Origin of the sequence: Actinotalea subterranea, from assembly GCF_008364845.1 — a bacterium.
Classification (GTDB): Bacteria; Actinomycetota; Actinomycetes; order Actinomycetales; family Cellulomonadaceae; genus Actinotalea; species Actinotalea subterranea.
Map to the genome: position 1 here is coordinate 98,740 of NZ_VTTP01000004.1, position 18,142 is coordinate 116,881.

Genomic DNA, 18,142 nt, shown 5'->3' on the forward strand with positions numbered 1-18,142 from the left:
GCGTGACTCGGCCGCCCGGCGCGGGGGTGCGGCACCGCGGGACGCCGCGGCACCCCGAGCGCGTGCGCCCGGGGCCCCGACCGGACCTCAGGGGCGTCTCGGGGTCGGTTCCGGGGCGTTCCCGGAGGTGGCGGCGTGGGTGCGCGGACGACGATGGTCACGTCCGAACGACGACCGACCTACCCGACTGCAGGAGCACCCCGTGAACATCCATGACGACCTCTACCGGCGCGGCCTCGTGCGGCCCAGGGACCGGCGCGTCATCGCCGGCGTGTGCGCCGGGATCGCGAACCGCCTGGGCATCGACCCGTGGGCGACCCGGCTCCTGTTCCTGCTGGTCCTCATGGTGCTGCCGGGCAGCCCGCTCCTGATCTACCCGATCCTGTGGATCCTCATGCCGGACGAGGCCCCGCGCGTCGCGCCCTACGGCGAGCCGTACGCGCAGGCGGCCAATGGCCAGCCCTACGCCCAGACGCAGCAGCCCCAGGGCCAGTACCCGCAGGGCCCGTACGCGCAGGCACCGTCCGGCCAGCCCACGTACGGCGCATCGCCCGAGGGTCAGGACGCGAGGCCGAGCTGACCGCCGACGGCGGCCCGGGCGGCGGCCTGCGCGGCGGCCACGACGGCGGAGTACGAGGGGGCGAACTCGGGCGCGGGGCCGCCGAAGAAGCAGCGGCAGGCGCCGTCGAGGTGCCACAGGAGCGACGACGGCCGGGCGACGCACGGGACCGGGATCCCCGACCCGGTCGCCCGGTCCTCGGGCGGGGTGGGGACGACGCCGGCAACCTCGCCCGTCCTCATGTCGTCACGATCGACCGGGCCCGGCCGAGCCTGAGAGGTTTGCGTGTGAGCGCTCACCTCGGGCTCCGCCCACGCGCGCGGCGCGGTGCGCGGGACGTCGACGACGGCAGGTGTGGGCACGCTGCCATGGTGCGGCAGCGGGGTCGCGCTCCCCGTGAAGCCATCCGCGTGTCGCGCGATGTTCACTCGCGAGGGCTCATCATGGCGACATGCGTGCACTGATCACGAACGACGACGGCATCGACTCGCCCGGCCTCGCCGTGCTGGCCCGTGTCGCGCTCGAGGCGGGCTACGACGTCGTGGTCGCGGCGCCCGCCGAGGAGCACTCGGGGGCCAGCGCCTCGCTGCTCGGCGTCGAGCACGGCGGTCGCGTCGTGAGCCGGGAGGCGCGCGCACCCGGTCTGCCGGACGGCGTGCCGTCCTACGCCGTCCGCGGCGCACCCGCGCTCATCACGTTCCTCGCGGCGCACGACGCGTTCGGCCCGCGACCGGACGTGGTGCTCTCGGGCGTGAACCGGGGGGCCAACACCGGTCACTCCGTGCTCCACTCGGGGACGGTCGGCGCCGCCCTGTCCGCGGTCACGCAGGGCATCCACGGCCTCGCGGTCTCGTCCGCTGCGATGCGCCCGGCGCACTGGGGCACGGCGGGTGCCGTCGCGGCGCACGGGCTGCGCTGGCTCATGTCCCGCCCCGCGACCGACGGCGTGCTCAACGTCAACGTCCCCGACGTGCCCCTCGCCGACCTGCGCGGCGTGCGCAGCGCCCCGCTCGCGTCCTTCGGCGCGGTGCAGGCGCAGGTCGCCGAGCTCGAGCAGGGCCGCCTGACGCTCACGTTCGAGGAGATCGACCCGATGCGTGACGCCGCGTCCGACGCGGGGCTGCTCGCGTCCGGCTGGGCCACCCTGACGCTCGTCCGTGCGCCGTGGTTCGACGCCTCCGCCGAGCTGCCCGAGCTGGCCGGGCCGCCGCCGTCCCTCGGCGACGCCTGACGCCTGACGCCTGACGCCTGACGCCTGACGCCTGACGCCTGACGCGTCACGCCGCGCGCACGCGACCGGCCACGCCCGCCCCGAGGATCGCGAGGCCGCCGGCGAGGCCGAAGCACGCGAGGAACGCCGCCACGGGCCCCACGGGCAGCAGGACCGCGAACAGCGGCCCGCTGGCCGCGAGCACGAGGGCGACCGTGAGCGACTCGTTGACCTGCAGGGCCGAGCTGTTGGCCCCCTGCTCCGACGGTGCCGAGAGACGCAGGGTGAGCACGCTCAGGGTCGGGTAGCTGACCCCCATGCCCAGGCCCGACAGGCCCCAGCCGACCATGCTCACGGCGACGGGTACGGCCGTCCACACGCCGAGCGCCGCGAGGGCGATGCCGACGCCCAGCGCGAGTGCGCCGAGCTGGAGCACCCGACGGTCGTCCCACCTGCCCTCGTTGTGGCCCCGCAGCCACGAACCGGCCGACCAGAGCAGCGCCGCGCCGGTCAGCGCGAGGCCCGCGACGGCCTGGCTCAGCCCGCGTTCGGTGATGAGCAGGAGCGGGAGGTACACCTCGGCGCCGAAGAACGCGGCCCCCGTCAGGCCGCGCACGAGCACGACGGTCGGCAGGCCGCGCGCCGCGCGCAGCGTCCCGCGCGGCAGGAGGCGCGGGACGCCGAGGGCGAGCAGCGCGAGCCCGAGCGCGAGCGTCGCGATCGCCACGGTGCGGTCGTCGGCGTGCTCCCAGAGCTCGGGCTGCCCGCCCCGGTGCAGCGCCAGCGCGCCGGCCCCGGCGGCCGCGGCGCGCAGCAGCTGGACGCGCCCGCCGGGCCGCGGCGCCCCTCCGTCCTGGGCCTCGTCGGGGTGGGTCGCCGGCCGAGGTGTCGGGTGGAGCGCGGGCCGCAGGGCGAGGAGGGCCGGGACCGTCAGGAGGGGCACGGCGAGGAACACCCAGCGCCACCCGAGGTGCTCGGCGATGGCGCCGGCGATCGCGGGCCCGACGATCGAGGGAAGGATCCACGCGGCGGCGAACGCCGAGAAGACCCTGGGCTGCACCGCGTCGGAGTAGCGGCGCGCGACGAGCACGTACAGCGCGACCGTGAACATGCCGGACCCGAGCCCCTGGACGAGCCGACCGCCCACGACCGTCTCCATCGTGGTGGCCGTCCCCGCGACGACGAGGCCGATCACGAACAGGGCGACGCCGGTGAGCAGCGGCTGTGCGTGCCCGCGCCGGTCGGCCCACCCGCCGGCCGCGACCATCCCGAGGACGCCCGCGGCGACGGGTGCGGCGAACGCCATCGCGTAGAGCGAGAGCCCGCCGAGCGCGTCGACGACCGACGGCATCGTGGTGGTCACGGCGAGCTGCTCGAACGCGGCGAGGGCGACGAGCGCGACCATGCCGAGCGTCACGGCGCGGTGCTCGGGGTCGAGCGGCGAGGTGCTCGTCGGTGCCCCGCCGCGGACCGGGGCCTCGGTGGGGCGAGCTCCGGCCGCGGTCGGTGCGGTCGGTGGGGTGGCGTTCGTCGGCGTGCTGCCGCCGTGGGGGGTGGTCGTGGTCACGTGTCTCCTCGTCGTCCGCCCCGTAGCCTGATACCTCAACGGTGGTTGAGGTCAAGCGATATCCCGGGGGGCGTCGACCGTGGTGGAAGCCGAGCTCACGGTGGGCCAGGTCGCCCGGCGGACCGGTGTGCCGGTCTCGACCCTGCACTTCTACGAGCGGGAGGGCCTGCTCCTCAGCCGACGGACGGTCGGCAACCAGCGCCGGTACCCGCGCGACGCCGTGCGTCGGGTGTCCTTCGTCCGTGTCTCCCAGCGCGTGGGCATTCCGCTCGCTCGGATCCGCGCGGCCCTCGAGACCCTGCCCGAGGGGCGCACGCCCTCGCGCGCCGACTGGGCGCGGCTGTCGGCCGGGTGGCGCGACGAGCTCGACCGGCGCATCGACGAGCTCGAGCGGCTGCGGGACGGGCTGGACGACTGCATCGGCTGCGGGTGCCTGTCGCTGGACCGGTGCCGGCTCGCGAACCCGGATGATGCGCTCGCGGACGAGGGGCCGGGACCGCGGCGGCTCCTGGCGGACGGCAGCGCGTCGGATCGGACCTAGTGCCCGCACAGGTGCGCGGGTGACCCACGAGACTGGCCCGGTGGTGACCCTCGTCTCCGACCGCCTCGTGCTCCGTCCCTTCCGTGCGTCGGACGGGGACGGTCTCGCGACGTTCCTGACCGACCCGGACGTGCTCCGCTTCGAGCCCTACGGCGCGTTCGACCCGGCCGAGTGCGCCGACGAGGCCGCCCGGCGCGCCCAGAACGCGGACTTCCGGGCGGTCTGCCTGCGCGCGGGCTCGTCCGACCTGATCGGCAGCCTCTGGTTCCACCGCACCGAGCCCGACGCGTACCGCACCTGGGAGCTCGGGTACGTGTTCGCGCGCGCCGCCTGGCACCAGGGCTACGCGACGGAGGCGTGCAGGCGCGTCCTCGACCACGCCTTCGCGGATCTCGGGGCCCACCGGGTGGTCGCGCACTGCGACCCGCGGAACACCCCGTCCTGGCGTCTGCTCGCGCGCCTGGGGATGCGGCGCGAGGCGCACCACCGGTCCGCGGCCACGTTTGCGGACGACGACGCCGGGCGGCCCGTGTGGCACGACGCGTACGTGTACGCGGTGCTCGCCGAGGAGTGGAAGGCCTGACAGGTCGGCGCGTCGGACCGGGGTTTTCTGTATCAGGTCTGTAGTGCTACATTGCTACAGAACCCGATACAGAAGGTGGTCCTGATGACCCTCGCGGGATACGTCATCCTGTTCGGAGCGGCGGGCCTCGCCACGCTGCTCTGGTACGCGCTGCCCTCCGGCCGCAAGCGCTCGGCCCATGCGTTCGCACGCCGCGTCGACCTGGCTCTCGACCCCACCGTCGAGGCGACGGTGACCGCACGGCTCGTGAGGACCGGCCGTGTCGGCCTGCTCAGCGGCGTGGGCGCCGGGATCGTCACGGCGTGGACGCTCGACGCCACCGCCGGCGTCCTGGAGTCCCCGTACGCGATCCTCGCCGTGCTCGCGGGGTTCTTCGCCGGCAACGCCGTCGGCAGCGGGGCGCTCGGCTGGTGGGAGGCGCGACGTCCGGTACCCGCGGACGCGCCCCGGATCGCGCGCGCCGAGACCCCGACGCACGCCGACTACGTCGCGGGCCACGAGCGCTGGGGCGCGTGGGGCGCCGCAGCGGTCTCCGCGCTGCTCGCCGCGGGCCTCGCGATGATCGACTCGACCGGCTTCATCGAGCTCGGTGACCTCCCTGTGGGCCTCATGCTCGGCGCGGTGCTCGTCCCCGCCGCGGCCGCCGGCGTCGAGGAGCTCGTGGCGCGCAGGCTCATCGACCGTCGCCAGGTCGCCGCGACGCCGCTCGAGCTCGCCTGGGACGACGCGCTGCGGGCGCACACCCTCCGGGACATGATCACGGTCCCGCTCGTCGCCGGGATCTGGGCGCCGTTCCTCGTGCTCAGCGTGATCTCCGACGGCCTCGAGGGCGGGTGGCCCGCGAACCAGGGCGTCGGCCTCGTCTCGGGCCTCGTCCTGATCCTCCTGCTCGCGGCCGGCGGCATGGGCGTGGTGAGCATCGCCCTGCGCCCGGCCCGGCACTTCCGGTCGCGGCTGTGGCCGAGCGCCCCGGTGCCCGGCGGCACGGGCGGGGCCGGCGCGGACGGCGGGGCCGGGACGGGCGGTGGGGCCGTCGGCAGCGCCGGTGGCGCGACCCTCGGGCTCGGTGCTCGATGACGCTCCTCGTGATCGACCCCGCGTCCCACGTACCGCCCTACGAGCAGGTGCGCAGCCAGATCGAGGCGCTCGCCGACGCGGGGGACCTCGCGCCCGGGCACCGCCTGCCCACCGTGCGTCGGCTCGCCGACGACCTCGGGCTCGCCGCCAACACGGTCGCGCGCGCCTACCGCGAGCTCGAGCAGGCCGGCGTCGTCGTGACCCGCGGTCGCAACGGCACGTTCATCGCCCTGCGCGGCTCCGACCGCGAGCGTGAGGCGCGCGTCAGCGCGGTGCAGTTCGCGCGACGCATGCGCGAGCTCGAGGTCGGGCCCGAGCAGGCGCTCGACCTCGTCCGCGCGGCCCTCTCGGGCTGAGGGCTGGTCCGGCGGCGCCCGGTCCGACCGCCCCGCCCGGTCCGACCGCCCCGCCCGGTCCGGACGCCCCGCCGCTCCGGGCCGGGCGCGTGCAGCTCACCGCGCGTAGCGCTCGACGAAGCGCGCCAGGATGCGCGGCGGCTCGTGGACCGTCGCCCGGCTCAGCTCGCCGATCACGCGGCCGAGCTCGTCGGGCGGGAAGTACCCGGCGTGGCGGTACACCTCGACGCGCGCGACGATCCCGGGCACGTCGAGCTCCGGGTGGAACTGCGTCGCGTAGAGGTTGCGGCCCACGCGGAACGCCTGGACGGGGCACGCGGGGGACGTCGCCAGGACGACGGCCCCGCGGGGCAGCGTGCGGACGGCCTCCTTGTGGCCCACGAACGCGTCGAACGTGGGTGACAGGCCGGCGAAGACCGGGTCGGCGCGGCCGTGCGCGGTCAGGGTGACGGGCACCGCGCCGACCGGCTCGCCGTACGTGCGGTCCACGGTGCCGCCGAGGTGCACGCCGAGCGTCCCGACGCCGTAGCAGGCGCCGAGGAACGGGAAGTCCCGGGCGACGACCTCGTCGAGGAGCCCGGAGAGCTCGCGCTCGACCCGGTGCTGCACGGGCGACTTCTGCTCGTCGGGGTCGCTCGTGTTGAAGGGGCTGCCGCCGACGACGATCCCCGAGTAGTCGTCGAGGTCGATCGGCGGCAGGGGCCCCGCCTCGAGGCGCACGTGGTGGACCTGGTCCGCGGTGAGCCCCCCGAAGCGGAGGATCGCCTCGAGCTCGCCGGCCGCAGCGTCGTCCTCGGCCCTCGTGGCCAGCAGCAGGAAGGGCCTCACGGTCCCCGAGCGTAGTCGGGTTGCCCGAAGGTCTGGCGGTTCTGCCGTCGATGCCGTAGCGTGGCCGCTGAAGTTGCTGTGCTTGCACGTCTCGAGTGCGCCCGGCCCCTCGGCCAGGCGCATTTTCCTTACCAGGATGCGGACGACGAACACCGCGATTTGACGCGGTCCCGACACGCGGGGCCGTCCGAACACTCCTGAAGGAGACAGCCATGGCTACTGGCACCGTGAAGTGGTTCAACGCCGAGAAGGGCTTCGGCTTCATCGCCCCCGACGACGGCGGCGCCGACGTCTTCGCCCACTACTCCGCGATCGCGACGAGCGGCTACCGCTCGCTCGAGGAGAACCAGAAGGTCGAGTTCGAGGTCAAGCAGGGCCCCAAGGGCCCCCAGGCGGACAACATCCGCCCGCTCTGATCTTCCTCACCTGAGGAGCTCCGTCGAGGGCTGAACCCCCCGACACCTCACCGAACGCCCCGGTCCTCGTGACCGGGGCGTTCGTGCGTCCGGGCACGCTTCGCCACGTACATCGCCTGGTCGGCCGCCGCGAGCAGACCGGCCGCGTCCCGCGCCTGCGACGTGTCCGCCGAGCCGATGCTCGCTCCGCACGGGACCGTCGTCCCGTCCGGCAGCGTGACGGGCGCGGCGAGCGCCTCCCGGACCCGCCGGAGCAGGGCCTCGCTCTGCGCCGGGTCCGACTCGTGGACGACGACGAACTCGTCACCGCCGCGCCGGGCGACCACGTCGGCCTCGCGCACCGTCGCCTGCAGGCGACGGGCGACCTCGATGAGGACGACGTCGCCCGCGGCATGACCGTGCGTGTCGTTGATCGACTTGAAGCCGTCGAGGTCCAGGTACGTCACGACGACGGGTGTGCCCGCCCGGCGGGTCCGGGCCAGCGTCGCGTGGAGCAGCACGTCGAGGAGCCGGCGGTTCGCGAGACCCGTCAGCGGGTCGCGCAGCGCGAGGTCGGCCAGGTCCGCCTGGAGCCGGCGGATCTCGGTCACGTCACGGCCGGTGCCCTGCAGCGCGCCGGCGACGCGGCTCACCTGGAGCTCGAGGACCATCCAGGCGCCGTCGGCGCAGCGCACGCGCAGGTCGAACCGTGGCGGGCCGTCACCGCCCCGCAGCGCCCGCTCGGCGAGGGCCAGGCCGTCCTCGTCGAGGATCGAGCGCAGGTGCGTGAGGTCGTCGCCGAAGTCCTCGCGCGCCCAGCCCGTCATGCGCTCGACGGACGGGCTCAGGTAGGCCAGGTGCGGCGCGGGGTGGGTGGTCAGACGCCAGACCGCGTCCGCCGAGCGGTCCGCGAGCTCGCGGAACAGCGCCTCGCTCACGGCGAGCTGCTGCTCGGCGGCGTGGCGCTCTGTCACGTCACGGCCGACGGCGAGGATGTGCGCACCGTCGGGCCCGGGCAGGTACCTGTCCGCCCACTCGACCCACCGGTCGGGGATGCGGGGGGAGGGGCGCGGCACCGGGTCGTACAGGAAGGGGGTGTCCGGGCCGAGCTTGCTGACCTGCGCGCGCAGGCCGTCCATCTCGCCGTCGTGCAGCAGCTCGTCCATCCGGCGGCCGATGAGCTCGGCCGGCTCGGACTCGTGCTGCGCGGCCCAGGCGCGGTTGCAGTAGAGGAGGACCAGCCCGTCGACCGTGTACCGCGCGACCCGCTCGGTCAGCAGGTCGAGCGTCTCCGCGAGGGCGCGGTAGTGGTCGTCCATCTCGGGCACGTTGCTGGTCCTCTCCGCGCTGGCCCGTCGCCGTGTCGCCCTGGTCTCGTACTATCGGCGGCGATCCGGACGCGATGAGGGGCCTAGGTCCCTGCTCCGGGGCGGGCACGCGCGGGCAGTGAGCGGGATCACGTGCCGAGACCGTCCGTGGGCACGTGCAAGGCGCGGCGCGCTGGCGACACAGGGCAGATGAGCAGCACTCTGGCTCTGCCGAACCGAGACCTGGGAGACCCGATGCGCGACGACGCCTGGTTCGAGGCGCTCTTCCGCGCGCACTCCACGGCCGTCTACCGGTACTTCCTGCGCCGTGCCGCGGCCGACGACGCGCAGGACCTGGCCGCCGACGTCCTGGCCACCGCGTGGCGGCGTCGCGACGACGTGCCCGCCGGGGCCGAGCTGCCGTGGCTGTACCGGACCGCCGGGTACGTCCTGGCGAACCACCGTCGCAAGGGCCGCCCGACGCCCGTCGCGGACGTGCCGGAGGAGGTGGACGACGCCGACCCGGCCGAGCTCGCCGTCGACGACGACGAGGTCCGCGCCGTGCTCGGTGCGCTCGCGCCGAGGGACCGTCGCATCCTGCTGCTGCACGCCTGGGAGGGTGTGGACGGCGACGAGCTGGCCGCGATCCTGGGCGTGAGCCGGGGCGGCGCCGACGCCGCCCTGTCGCGTGCACGCGCGCGCCTGCGGCAGGCGTGGGCGGACCGGGACGCCACGGCTGCGGAGCTGCCCGGCACGCACGGGTCACCCCTCGCGTGACCCACCGCCGTCCCGGACCGGTGGGCGGGAGCGGCGCACGTCCCGGGCTCGCACGCCCGCAAGCCGGTGGACGCAGACGACACAGACGACATGAGAGGCCCGCCCCCGGCGGGACGCATCGAGGAGGTCCGCCGTGAACGACACCACACCCCCGGCCGCAGGCTCCGGCGCGGACGACCCGACGCCGCAGGAGCGTGCCTCCGTCGAGCGGCTGCGTGCCGCGGACCCGGCGGCGACCGCGCACCCGGACGTCGAGGCGCTGCGGCGAGAGACGGACGAGCGGCGCGAGGAGCCGCTCGACACCGCCGTCCCCGCCCGCGACGAGCTGGCCGCACGGCGCACGCGGTGGTCGAGCTGGCCGGCGCGTGCGGGCGTGGCGGCGGCCGCGCTCGTCATCGGCGGCGGTGGCTACGCCCTCGGGGCCGCCACCCCCGAGGGGGCCGAGCCCGCCGCGGACGTCATCTCGCTCACCGAGGCGCAGCCGGGGCAGGTGCCGGCAGCCGGCGCGGAGGACGCGGCCTCCGCGGGCACGCTCGCGGACAGCCGGCTCTTCTGGCCCGGCTACGGCGGCCGCACGGTGTTCACGGCATCCGGCCTGTCCCAGGACGGCGGGACGGCGAAGGCGTGGGGCCTCGACCCCTCGCAGGCCCTCACGCAGGAGGCGGTCGAGCGGGCCGCGGCGGCCCTGGGCGTGCCCGGTGCCGCCACGCAGTCCGACGGCATGTGGACGGTCGGCGCCACCGACGGGTCCGGCCCGACGGTGTCCGTGTACCCGGACGGCACCGCCTCGTTCAGCTTCTACGACCCCACCAAGGACCCGTGGAGCTGCGTCGCGCCGACCGACGGCGCCGCATCGACGCAGGGGTCGGCCGGGACCGCTCCCGACGAGGGGGCAGGCGGAGGGTCGGACGACGTCACCACCGACGCCGTCGACCCGTCGGTCGGCATCGCGCTGCCCGAGCCCGTGCCGTGCGAGCAGCGCGACCTCGGCGCGGCACCGACGGGCGACGCCGCTGCCGCGCAGGTCCGCGACACGCTCGGTGCCCTCGGCCTGGACCCGGCGTCCTTCGAGGTCGTCGTCGAGGACTCGACGGACACCGCGTGGACGAGCGTCACGGCCTACCACGTGGTCGACGGGCAGCGCTCGGGCCTGATCTGGAGCGCCGCGCTGAGCGGCGGCGGGCTCCAGTCCGTCAACGGGCCGCTCGCCACGCTCGTGGACCTCGGCGCGTACGACGTGGTGAGCCCCACCGAGGCGGTCGAGCGGCTCGGCGACCCGCGCTTCGGTGCGGGCGGCGGACCGATCGCGTACCTCGAGGACACCATGGCTGCCCGCGAGGGGGACCAGGCCTCGGTCTCGCCGCTGCAGACCGTGCCGCCGACCGCGGTGCCCGGAAGCCCCATCGCGTGGCCCGTGGACCAGGTCACGATCGTCGAGGCCCGGCTCGGCGTCGCCCTGCACACCCAGGCCGACGGTGCGGCCGTCCTCGTGCCCACGTACGAGCTCACGGGGGACGACGGGGGCATCTGGTCGGTCGTGGCGGTCGCCGACGCGCAGCTCGACATGACGCCCCTGCCCTGACGGGCCTGGGTGAGCCGGCACGGGCCGGCCGGTGCCGGCCGGCCGTGCGCTGGTGGGCCGCGCTGCCGGCTGTGCGCGGGCGGCCCGCGCGGCCAGCCGTGCGCTGGCGGCCTGCCGGCCAGCCGTGGCCGGGCGGGCCTGCCCGGCCCCCCGGCGGGGATCGGCGGACCCTGTACCGTGCGCTCCCGCCGCCAGCAGCGTAGGTTCGGTGCCGCACGACGGCGCCACCCGGGCGCCGTCCGTCCTGGTGCGCGTCGGACGACGCGCCGTCGGTGGGGGTGAGTCCGTCCGTGGAGGAACGCGAGGCATCGGGTGCGGGGCGACCCCTGACCCGGCGGGAGCTGCGCGCGCTCCGGGCGGCCGGGGAGAACGGTGCCGAGGACCAGGGCGCTCCGGACCACGGCTCCGAGGACGCAGGCGTCCCGGACGCGCACGCCCACGACCTCACGCCCCGGACGGGCCGTCGCCGCGCCGACGAGCCGGCGGCGCCTGAGCCGGCAGCACCCCAGCCGGGCGACCCCGAGCTGACCGCCGAGCTCCCGCGCGTCGCGTCGGAGCCACGGCCCGCGCCGGAGGCACCGCCCGCGGCAACGCCCGAGCAGCAGCCCGTGCCGGAGCAGCAGCCCACGCCGGAGCCGCAGCCCGCGCCGGCGGACGCGGAGCCTCCGAACGACCCGTGGGCCGCCGCCGTCGGCTGGTCGCTGCACCAGCAGGTGCCCCGCACGCTCCCGCCTGAGCCGGACGTCGACGACGTCCGGTGGGAGCCCGTGGCGCCCGCTAGCCCCGACGCCGAGCCGACCGCTCCGCGGCGCGCATCGGTGATGGGCCGGGGCACGCCCGGCGTCGCCGGGCGACCGGGGCCGAGCCCGGCGCGGACCGCCTTCGGGCCGGGGGCGTCGAGCGGTGCGCAGACGGCCCAGGGTGCGAGCCCCTGGGTCCCGTCGTCAGGGGCGGGTGCCACCCCCGCACTGCCGCCCCGGGAGGCTGTGCCCGCCGGGACCTCGCAGCCCGGTCCGACCTCGTCCGCACCGACGGACGAGCCCGCCCCGGCCGTGCCGGTCTGGCCAGCCGTGGCGGACCCCGCCGCGCCCGGCGTGCCCGAGCGTCGCTCCACGTCGACCCCTCGCGACACCGCCTCGACCCCTCGGGGCGCCGCTTCGGCCCCGCGGGGCGCCGCCCCGGACGCTGCCGGCCCTCCGGCCGCCGCGCAGGGCTTCCCCGGCGCCGTGGACGGGTCCGGCCCGCCGCTCCCCGGCCGCGTCGCACAGACCTGGCCGGGCCCCGCTGTCGGCGCGTCGACGACCGCACTGCCCTGGGGCCCCGCGGCCGGAGCCTCCGTCGCGCCCGCCGGGGGAGCTGGTCCCAGCGCCGGCGCGGCGGCCGGTGCGGACCACGACGCGCAGCTGGCCTCCTCGGGGGTCGACGGGTTCGACGTCGACCACGACCTCGGGGTGCCGTCGGAGGTCGAGACGCCGTTCGGGCAGGTCCCGGGCGCCCGACCCGGCGAGCTGCCCACGCTCACCGACCTGCTCGCGGCCCGGCCCGCGCCCGCGTCCGGACCCGCGGAGATGGGGTGGCAGGGGACGGTGCGGCGGCTCACCGGCGGCCTCGTCGCACCCGCGCCCGGCCGCCCCGAGCAGCTGCACCGCACGGCCGTCGCCACGGTGCAGCGCGGACTGGACGGCCCCAAGACGATCGTCGTCATCAACCCCAAGGGCGGGGCGCACAAGACCACTGCGACGCTCCTGCTGGCCGCGACCTTCGGGCTGCACCGCGGGGGCTCCACGCTCGCCTGGGACAACAACGAGACGCGGGGGACGCTCGGCTGGCGCTCGCGTGCGGCGGCGCACCACAACACCGCCGTGAACCTTCTCCAGGACCTGGACAAGTTCGCCGACCCCGGCTCGGCGCGCGTCGGCGACCTCGACAGCTACGTGCGTTCGCAGGGGGCGGCGCAGTTCGACGTGCTCGCCTCGGACGAGGACGCCGCGTCCGCCGCGTCGATCGACGCGTTCGCGTTCCGCTCGCTGCACCGCACGCTCGCGCGGTTCTACCGGGTCATGGTGGTCGACACCGGCAACAACATGCGCGCGTCCAACTGGCAGGCGGCGATCGAGGCGGCCGACCAGGTGGTCATCGTCTCGACCGTCCGCGAGGACACCGCGCAGTCCGCGGCGTGGGCCGTCGACGCGCTGCGTGCCACGGGCCACGAGGACGTCGTCCGCAACGCCGTGACCGTGCTCTCGGCCCCCGCGCCGCGCGTCGACGAGAGGCTCGCCGAACGGCTGCACGCGCACTTCGGGCGCCTGACGCGCGAGGTCGTCGACGTCCCGTACGAGCCGTCGCTGGTCTCCGGGCGCCCCCTCGACTTCGACGCCCTGACGCCACCGACGCGTGAGGCGTGGCTGCGTGTCACGGCCGCAGTCGCGGAGGGGCTCTGAGGAGCAGCGCACGGCGGGCTCGTGGGCCAGGATGGACGCATGACTGACGCGACGACGCACAGCAGCCAGACGCACGCGACGCAGACGACACCCAGCGTGGACCCGGGGCCCACCGACCAGCGGGTGGGGCCCGCGGTCGAGACGGCCCGCACGGCGGTCGTCACGGGAGCGGGCCGGGGCATCGGACGGGGGCTCGCCCTCGGGCTCGCGGCGCACGGATTCGACGTGGTCCTCGTCGGGCGCACGCCCGAGCGGCTCCACGCGGTCGCCGCGGAGATCACGGACGCCGCGACCGCGGCCGGCCGCACCACGCCGCGCGTCGTCGTCGTCCCGGTCGACCTCACCGACGGGCCGGCGGTCCGCGAGGCTGGGCGCCGCATCGACGCCGAGCTCGACGACCTCGGTGGTGCGGGTCTCCTCGTCAACAACGCGGGTGTCATCGAGCGACGTGAGGCCCCGTTCGCGGAGGACGACGTCGAGGACTCGTGGCGGGTCGTCGAGGCGAACGTGCGCGGACCGCTGCTCGTGACCCACGCCCTGCTGCCCGGGATGCTCTCGCGCGGTGGCGGCCGGGTCGTCAACATCAACTCGGGTGCGGGCCACCGGGGGTCGACGGACTACACGGGGTACGCGATCAGCAAGGGCGCCCTCGCGCGCATGACGACGGTCCTCGACAGCCAGTACCGCGACCAGGGGCTGCGCATCTTCGACCTCGCCCCCGGCGTCGTGCCCACGGACATGACCGCGTCGATGCCGGTGCACGAGGGGCGCACCGAGTGGACCCCGGTCGAGGCGAGCGTCGAGCTGCTCGTCGCGATCGCCTCGGGCGAGCTCGACGCCCTCTCGGGGCGGTTCCTGCGCGCGGGGGCTGACACGGTGGCCGCGCTCACGACGCACGCCTACGACATCGTGGTGACCGACGCCCGACGCCTCCGCCTCGTCCCGTACGGCCCGACGGACCCGCTCGTCCCCTGAGGCCCCGGACGCACCGGTGCCCGGCCCGCACGTCGCGGACCGGGCACCGGGTGCTGGTGGTGCGGTGTCAGGCTCCGAACCACTCGTGGACGCGGTCCGCGATGGCCTTCTCGAAGAGGTCGTCGTCGTGCCGGGCCTTGAGCCACTCCGCGAAGCTGCCGCCCGAGGCCTCGTCGAGCTCACGGCGGCAGGCCGCCGTGTCCGTGACCGCGCGGTACAGCAGGTCCTCGGCCTCGGCGGGCGTCCGGTACACGAACGGGTAGCCCGAGGGCAGGATCGCCCGGACCCAGGGCCGGTCCGGGAACACGCCGATCGCGCCGGCGACGAGCGCCTCGATGTACTCCAGGCCGTACGACTCCTCCGTCGCGGTCGCGAGGAACGCCGTCGTGCGCGCGAGCGCCTCCCAGTAGTCCTCACGGCTCGCGGTCAGCGGCCCGACCCACGCCCAGTCCTTGCGGGACAGGGCCATCGAGCGCTCCGAGATCAGGTGCGACTCGTGGAGCCGTGCCTCGACGCGGATGGGCGTGCGCTTGACGACCCGCTCGACGACGTCGAGGAACAGCTGGGGCTGCTTGCGGTCCGTCAGGTAGATCGCCGGGTAGAGCACGACCGGGACGGACGGCTCCTGCCGGGGCTGGACGTGCTCGAGGCGGATGCCCAGGTTGACCCACGCGATGCGGGCCTTCTCGGCGACGGCCGGGATGGTCATCGCAGAGACGACCTCACGGACCTCGTGCGCCGTCCGCTCAGAGTTGGCGAAGGTCGGGAACAGCGCGCACGAGAGCGCGAGGGCCGCGCGCTGCACCTGGTGCGTGAACTGCGAGGTGTTCCACCACACGAAGTTCATGACCATGGGCTCGTCGCAGTTCGCCTTGAGCGTCTGCCACACGCCCACGGAGTCGATCACGTCCATGTTGATCACGACCGTGTCGGACCCGTCGACGAACTCGAGCGGGATGACGTCGAACCCGTCGCAGTGCCGCGGGCCGGGGCCGATGAGCAGCGCGCCCGGGAACACCCGCAGGAGGCGCCGGACGAGCGTCGCGCCGGCGTCGTGCCCGGTGACGTGCCCGTCGGCGTCGACCAGCGCGGCCTCGTACCGAACGGCGACCTTCATCGTTCGTCACCTGCTCCCGACTCGACGAGCTCCGGCTCGCGCGACCCGGCGGAGGCATGGACCGCATCGGCCTTCGTCCGTGCGTCGTCCGCGACCTTCGAGGTGCCTGCCGCCGGCGCGGTGCCCGTCGAGGCGGCCGCGTCGTCGAGCGTGCGGTGGTCGCTGCCGGCGTCGTCGGGCGAACCCGGCTCGCCTGCACCCTCGTCGTCGTCCGTGAGCGACGTCTGGATCCGCATGCCGTAGAAGGACCGGTAGACGAAGAAGGACGTCACGAGGAAGAACGCCGCGGAGAGCGCCAGGACCAGCGTGTGCAGCCCCTGGGCCTCGAGGCTCACGGCGAGCTCGACGGCGAGGAGGCCGAAGAGGGTCGTGAACTTGATGACCGGGTTGAGCGCGACCGACGACGTGTCCTTGTAGGGGTCGCCGACCGTGTCGCCGACGATCGTCGCGTCGTGCAGCGCCGTGCCCTTCGCGTGGAGGTCGATCTCCACGATCTTCTTCGCGTTGTCCCACGCGCCGCCGGCGTTCGCCATGAAGATCGCCTGGTAGAGGCCGAACACGGCGATCGAGATGAGGTAGCCGATGAAGAAGTAGGGCTCGAGGAACGCGAACGCGAGGGTCGCGAAGAACACGCCGAGGAACATGTTGAGCATGCCCTGCTGCGCGTACTGCGTGCAGATCTCGACGACGCGTCGGGAGTCAGCCTCGCTCGCCTTGGTGACGCCGTCGAGCTTGATCGTGGTCCGGATGAACTCGACCGCGCGGTAGGCGCCCGTGGTGACCGCCTGGATGGAGGCACCCGTGAACCAGAAGATGATCGCGCCGCCGGTGATGAGGCCCAGCAGGAACGGCGGGTGGAGCAGCGAGAGGTTCGCCAGCCCCGTCGTCAGGCCCTCGGTGAGCGACATGATGATCGAGAAGATCATCGTGGTGGCGCCCACGACTGCCGTGCCGATGAGGACGGGCTTCGCGGTGGCCTTGAACGTGTTGCCCGCGCCGTCGTTCTCCTCGAGCATCTGCTTGGCCTTGTCCCACTGGACCGTGAAGCCGTGCTCGCGCTCGATGTGGCCGTCGATGTCCTCGACGTCCTCGATCATCGACAGCTCGTAGACGCTCTGCGCGTTGTCCGTGACCGGGCCGTACGAGTCGACCGCGATGGTCACGGGGCCCATGCCGAGGAACCCGAACGCGACGAGGCCGAACGCGAAGACCGCCGGGGCGATCATGATCGCGTCGAGGCCCTGCTCGCTGACGAGGAACGCGCCGCCCATGAGGCCGACGATCGCCATGCCGAGCCAGTAGGCGGAGAAGTTGCCCGCGACGAGGCCCGAGAGGATGTTGAGCGACGCGCCGCCCTGCCGGGCGCTCTTGACGACCTCACGCACGTGCTTGCTCGCCGTGGACGTGAACGCCTTGACGAGCTCGGGGATGAGCGCCCCGGCGATCGTGCCGAACGAGACGATCGTGGCGAGCTTCCACCACAGGCCGCCCTCGCCGACCTCGCCGAGCACCACGTACGTGGTGGCGTAGGTCGACACGATGCAGACCACGGACGTGACCCACACGAGCGAGCTGAGGGGCGTCTCGAAGTTCATCCGCTCCGCGTTCGCGTAGCGGGCACGCGCCCACGCGTCGTTGAGCAGGTAGGACAGGCCCGAGGCGATGACCATGACCGCGCGGACGACGAAGATCCACACGAGCAGGCTGGCCTGGACGGACGGCTCGTCGACCGCGAGGAGCACGAACGTGATGAGCGCGACGCCCGTGACGCCGTACGTCTCGAACCCGTCGGCGCTCGGGCCGACCGAGTCGCCCGCGTTGTCGCCCGTGCAGTCGGCGATGACGCCGGGGTTCCGCGCGTCGTCCTCCTTGATCTTGAACGCGATCTTCATCAGGTCGGAGCCGATGTCCGCGATCTTGGTGAAGATGCCGCCCGCGATGCGCAGGACCGCCGCGCCCAGGGACTCGCCGATCGCGAAGCCGATGAAGCACGCGCCCGCGAGGTCGCGGGGGAGGAAGAGGAGGATCACGAGCATCATGAGGAGCTCGAGGCTGATCAGGACCATGCCGATCGACATGCCCGACTTCATCGGGATGCGGTGCACGGGGAGCGGCTCGCCCTTGAGGGACGCGAACGCGGTGCGGGAGTTCGCGTACGTGTTGACGCGGATGCCGAACCAGGCGACCGAGTAGGAGCCGGCCATGCCGATGAGGCTGAACGCCACGACCACGACCACGCGGCCCCACGGGAAGCCCACGAGGACCCCGTAGTAGACGACGATCACCGTCGCGATGAAGACCCAGAGGATCAGCAGGAACTTGCCCTGCTGGATGAGGTACGCCTTGCAGGTCGAGTAGATGAGCTCGGAGATCTCGCGCATCGAGGAGTGCACCGGGAGACGGCGCAGCTGCACGTAGGCGACGAACCCGAACGCGAGCCCCAGGGCGCAGACGATGAGGCCGACCATGAGGAGCATGCGGCCCGAGCCGCCGCCGACCACGGTCACGCCGCTCAGGTCGGGGAGCACGAGGCTCGCCTCGCCGCCGCCGTGCGTGGCCTTGCCGTCGCCCTCGGCCGCGCAGCCGCTCAGCAGGAGCGCGACGCCGCCGAGGCCCAGGGCGCCGAGCAGCCGTGCGCGGCGGCGTGGACCGGGAGGAGCGGAGCCGTCACCCGGGCCGCCGCGGAGGCGGTGCCGGACGTCGTCGGATGTGCCTGTGAACGCGTCAGCGACGGCGCGTCCCTCGGTCGGAACTGTGCTCACAGTGGCCCCAGCGTGGGTGAGAAGCGACTCTGCTGTCGGATTTCACGCTAGGGCCGCGGCCCCCG

Annotated in this window: 17 protein-coding genes; 11 read left to right on the forward strand and 6 right to left on the reverse strand. The window is 74.6% G+C overall.

Annotated features, from left to right (window positions below; translation table 11 throughout):
• Window positions 1-202 precede the first annotated feature (202 nt).
• Window positions 203-580 carry a PspC domain-containing protein gene (locus FZ988_RS09130; RefSeq protein WP_149203715.1) on the forward strand — a complete coding sequence of 126 codons (378 nt, stop codon included), beginning with the start codon at window positions 203-205 and terminating at the stop codon, window positions 578-580.
• On the opposite strand, the gene FZ988_RS09135 is transcribed toward FZ988_RS09130, so the two are convergent.
• Window positions 559-801 (reverse strand): hypothetical protein, encoded by a 243-nt coding sequence (locus FZ988_RS09135; protein WP_149203716.1) that lies wholly within the window; start codon window positions 799-801, stop codon window positions 559-561. The genes FZ988_RS09130 and FZ988_RS09135 overlap by 22 nt on opposite strands.
• Before the next feature lie 209 nt (window positions 802-1,010).
• Here FZ988_RS09135 and surE point away from each other — a divergent pair, with 209 nt between their 5' ends.
• On the forward strand, window positions 1,011-1,790 hold the full coding sequence (gene surE / locus FZ988_RS09140; protein ID WP_149203717.1) for a 5'/3'-nucleotidase SurE: 780 nt from the start codon (window positions 1,011-1,013) through the stop codon (window positions 1,788-1,790).
• 46 nt (window positions 1,791-1,836) lie between these two features.
• Here surE and FZ988_RS09145 read toward each other — a convergent pair whose 3' ends face one another.
• The gene (locus tag FZ988_RS09145; protein ID WP_246169371.1) at window positions 1,837-3,336 is read right to left on the reverse strand and encodes an MFS transporter; all 1,500 of its coding nucleotides are present in this window, start codon (window positions 3,334-3,336) and stop codon (window positions 1,837-1,839) included.
• A 79-nt stretch (window positions 3,337-3,415) separates the two neighbouring features.
• On the opposite strand from FZ988_RS09145, the gene soxR reads away from it, so the two are divergent.
• From soxR to FZ988_RS09165, 4 genes are all read left to right on the forward strand, one after another.
• Window positions 3,416-3,877: a redox-sensitive transcriptional activator SoxR gene (gene soxR, locus FZ988_RS09150; RefSeq protein ID WP_149203718.1), complete on the forward strand. Its 462-nt coding sequence runs from the start codon at window positions 3,416-3,418 to the stop codon at window positions 3,875-3,877.
• A 19-nt stretch (window positions 3,878-3,896) separates the two neighbouring features.
• A complete protein-coding gene (locus FZ988_RS09155) occupies window positions 3,897-4,460 on the forward strand; it encodes a GNAT family N-acetyltransferase (protein WP_246169373.1) in 564 nt (187 codons plus the stop codon).
• A gap of 84 nt (window positions 4,461-4,544) precedes the next feature.
• A complete protein-coding gene (locus FZ988_RS09160) occupies window positions 4,545-5,537 on the forward strand; it encodes a hypothetical protein (protein ID WP_188079051.1) in 993 nt (330 codons plus the stop codon).
• Window positions 5,534-5,893, forward strand: coding sequence for a GntR family transcriptional regulator (locus FZ988_RS09165; protein WP_149203720.1), 360 nt, complete (start codon window positions 5,534-5,536; stop codon window positions 5,891-5,893). The genes FZ988_RS09160 and FZ988_RS09165 overlap by 4 nt, the downstream gene beginning before the upstream one ends.
• A gap of 96 nt (window positions 5,894-5,989) precedes the next feature.
• Here FZ988_RS09165 and FZ988_RS09170 read toward each other — a convergent pair whose 3' ends face one another.
• A complete protein-coding gene (locus FZ988_RS09170; RefSeq protein WP_149203721.1) occupies window positions 5,990-6,721 on the reverse strand; it encodes a glutamine amidotransferase in 732 nt (243 codons plus the stop codon).
• Between the two features lie 212 nt (window positions 6,722-6,933).
• On the opposite strand from FZ988_RS09170, the gene FZ988_RS09175 reads away from it, so the two are divergent.
• The gene (locus tag FZ988_RS09175) at window positions 6,934-7,137 is read left to right on the forward strand and encodes a cold-shock protein (protein ID WP_024285769.1); all 204 of its coding nucleotides are present in this window, start codon (window positions 6,934-6,936) and stop codon (window positions 7,135-7,137) included.
• A gap of 47 nt (window positions 7,138-7,184) precedes the next feature.
• Here the strand turns inward: FZ988_RS09175 and FZ988_RS09180 are convergent, their stop codons facing one another.
• Window positions 7,185-8,435 carry a sensor domain-containing diguanylate cyclase gene (locus FZ988_RS09180; protein WP_246169404.1) on the reverse strand — a complete coding sequence of 417 codons (1,251 nt, stop codon included), beginning with the start codon at window positions 8,433-8,435 and terminating at the stop codon, window positions 7,185-7,187.
• Between the two features lie 198 nt (window positions 8,436-8,633).
• On the opposite strand from FZ988_RS09180, the gene FZ988_RS09185 reads away from it, so the two are divergent.
• From FZ988_RS09185 to FZ988_RS09200, 4 genes are all read left to right on the forward strand, one after another.
• Window positions 8,634-9,200: an RNA polymerase sigma factor gene (locus tag FZ988_RS09185; RefSeq protein ID WP_149203723.1), complete on the forward strand. Its 567-nt coding sequence runs from the start codon at window positions 8,634-8,636 to the stop codon at window positions 9,198-9,200.
• Window positions 9,201-9,333: 133 nt separating this feature from the next.
• Window positions 9,334-10,782, forward strand: a complete 1,449-nt coding sequence (locus tag FZ988_RS09190) for a hypothetical protein (RefSeq protein ID WP_149203724.1) — start codon at window positions 9,334-9,336, stop codon at window positions 10,780-10,782.
• 290 nt (window positions 10,783-11,072) lie between these two features.
• A complete protein-coding gene (locus FZ988_RS09195) occupies window positions 11,073-13,223 on the forward strand; it encodes a MinD/ParA family ATP-binding protein (RefSeq protein WP_149203725.1) in 2,151 nt (716 codons plus the stop codon).
• Window positions 13,224-13,262: 39 nt separating this feature from the next.
• Window positions 13,263-14,198: an SDR family NAD(P)-dependent oxidoreductase gene (locus tag FZ988_RS09200; RefSeq protein WP_149203726.1), complete on the forward strand. Its 936-nt coding sequence runs from the start codon at window positions 13,263-13,265 to the stop codon at window positions 14,196-14,198.
• 67 nt (window positions 14,199-14,265) lie between these two features.
• Here the strand turns inward: FZ988_RS09200 and FZ988_RS09205 are convergent, their stop codons facing one another.
• The gene (locus FZ988_RS09205) at window positions 14,266-15,315 is read right to left on the reverse strand and encodes a glycosyltransferase (protein WP_149203727.1); all 1,050 of its coding nucleotides are present in this window, start codon (window positions 15,313-15,315) and stop codon (window positions 14,266-14,268) included.
• Window positions 15,312-17,945 carry a sodium-translocating pyrophosphatase gene (locus FZ988_RS09210; RefSeq protein ID WP_223145095.1) on the reverse strand — a complete coding sequence of 878 codons (2,634 nt, stop codon included), beginning with the start codon at window positions 17,943-17,945 and terminating at the stop codon, window positions 15,312-15,314. The genes FZ988_RS09205 and FZ988_RS09210 overlap by 4 nt, the downstream gene beginning before the upstream one ends.
• Between the last annotated feature and the right edge of the window lie 197 nt (window positions 17,946-18,142).

Coding starts and splice junctions, on each gene's coding strand:
- FZ988_RS09135 (WP_149203716.1), bottom strand. CDS start 801: ATGAGGACGGGCGAGGTTGCCGGCGTCGTCCCCACCCCGCCCGAGGAC.
- surE (WP_149203717.1), top strand. CDS start 1,011: ATGCGTGCACTGATCACGAACGACGACGGCATCGACTCGCCCGGCCTC.
- FZ988_RS09160 (WP_188079051.1), top strand. CDS start 4,545: ATGACCCTCGCGGGATACGTCATCCTGTTCGGAGCGGCGGGCCTCGCC.
- FZ988_RS09165 (WP_149203720.1), top strand. CDS start 5,534: ATGACGCTCCTCGTGATCGACCCCGCGTCCCACGTACCGCCCTACGAG.
- FZ988_RS09175 (WP_024285769.1), top strand. CDS start 6,934: ATGGCTACTGGCACCGTGAAGTGGTTCAACGCCGAGAAGGGCTTCGGC.
- FZ988_RS09180 (WP_246169404.1), bottom strand. CDS start 8,435: ATGGACGACCACTACCGCGCCCTCGCGGAGACGCTCGACCTGCTGACC.
- FZ988_RS09185 (WP_149203723.1), top strand. CDS start 8,634: ATGAGCAGCACTCTGGCTCTGCCGAACCGAGACCTGGGAGACCCGATG.
- FZ988_RS09200 (WP_149203726.1), top strand. CDS start 13,263: ATGACTGACGCGACGACGCACAGCAGCCAGACGCACGCGACGCAGACG.
- FZ988_RS09205 (WP_149203727.1), bottom strand. CDS start 15,315: ATGAAGGTCGCCGTTCGGTACGAGGCCGCGCTGGTCGACGCCGACGGG.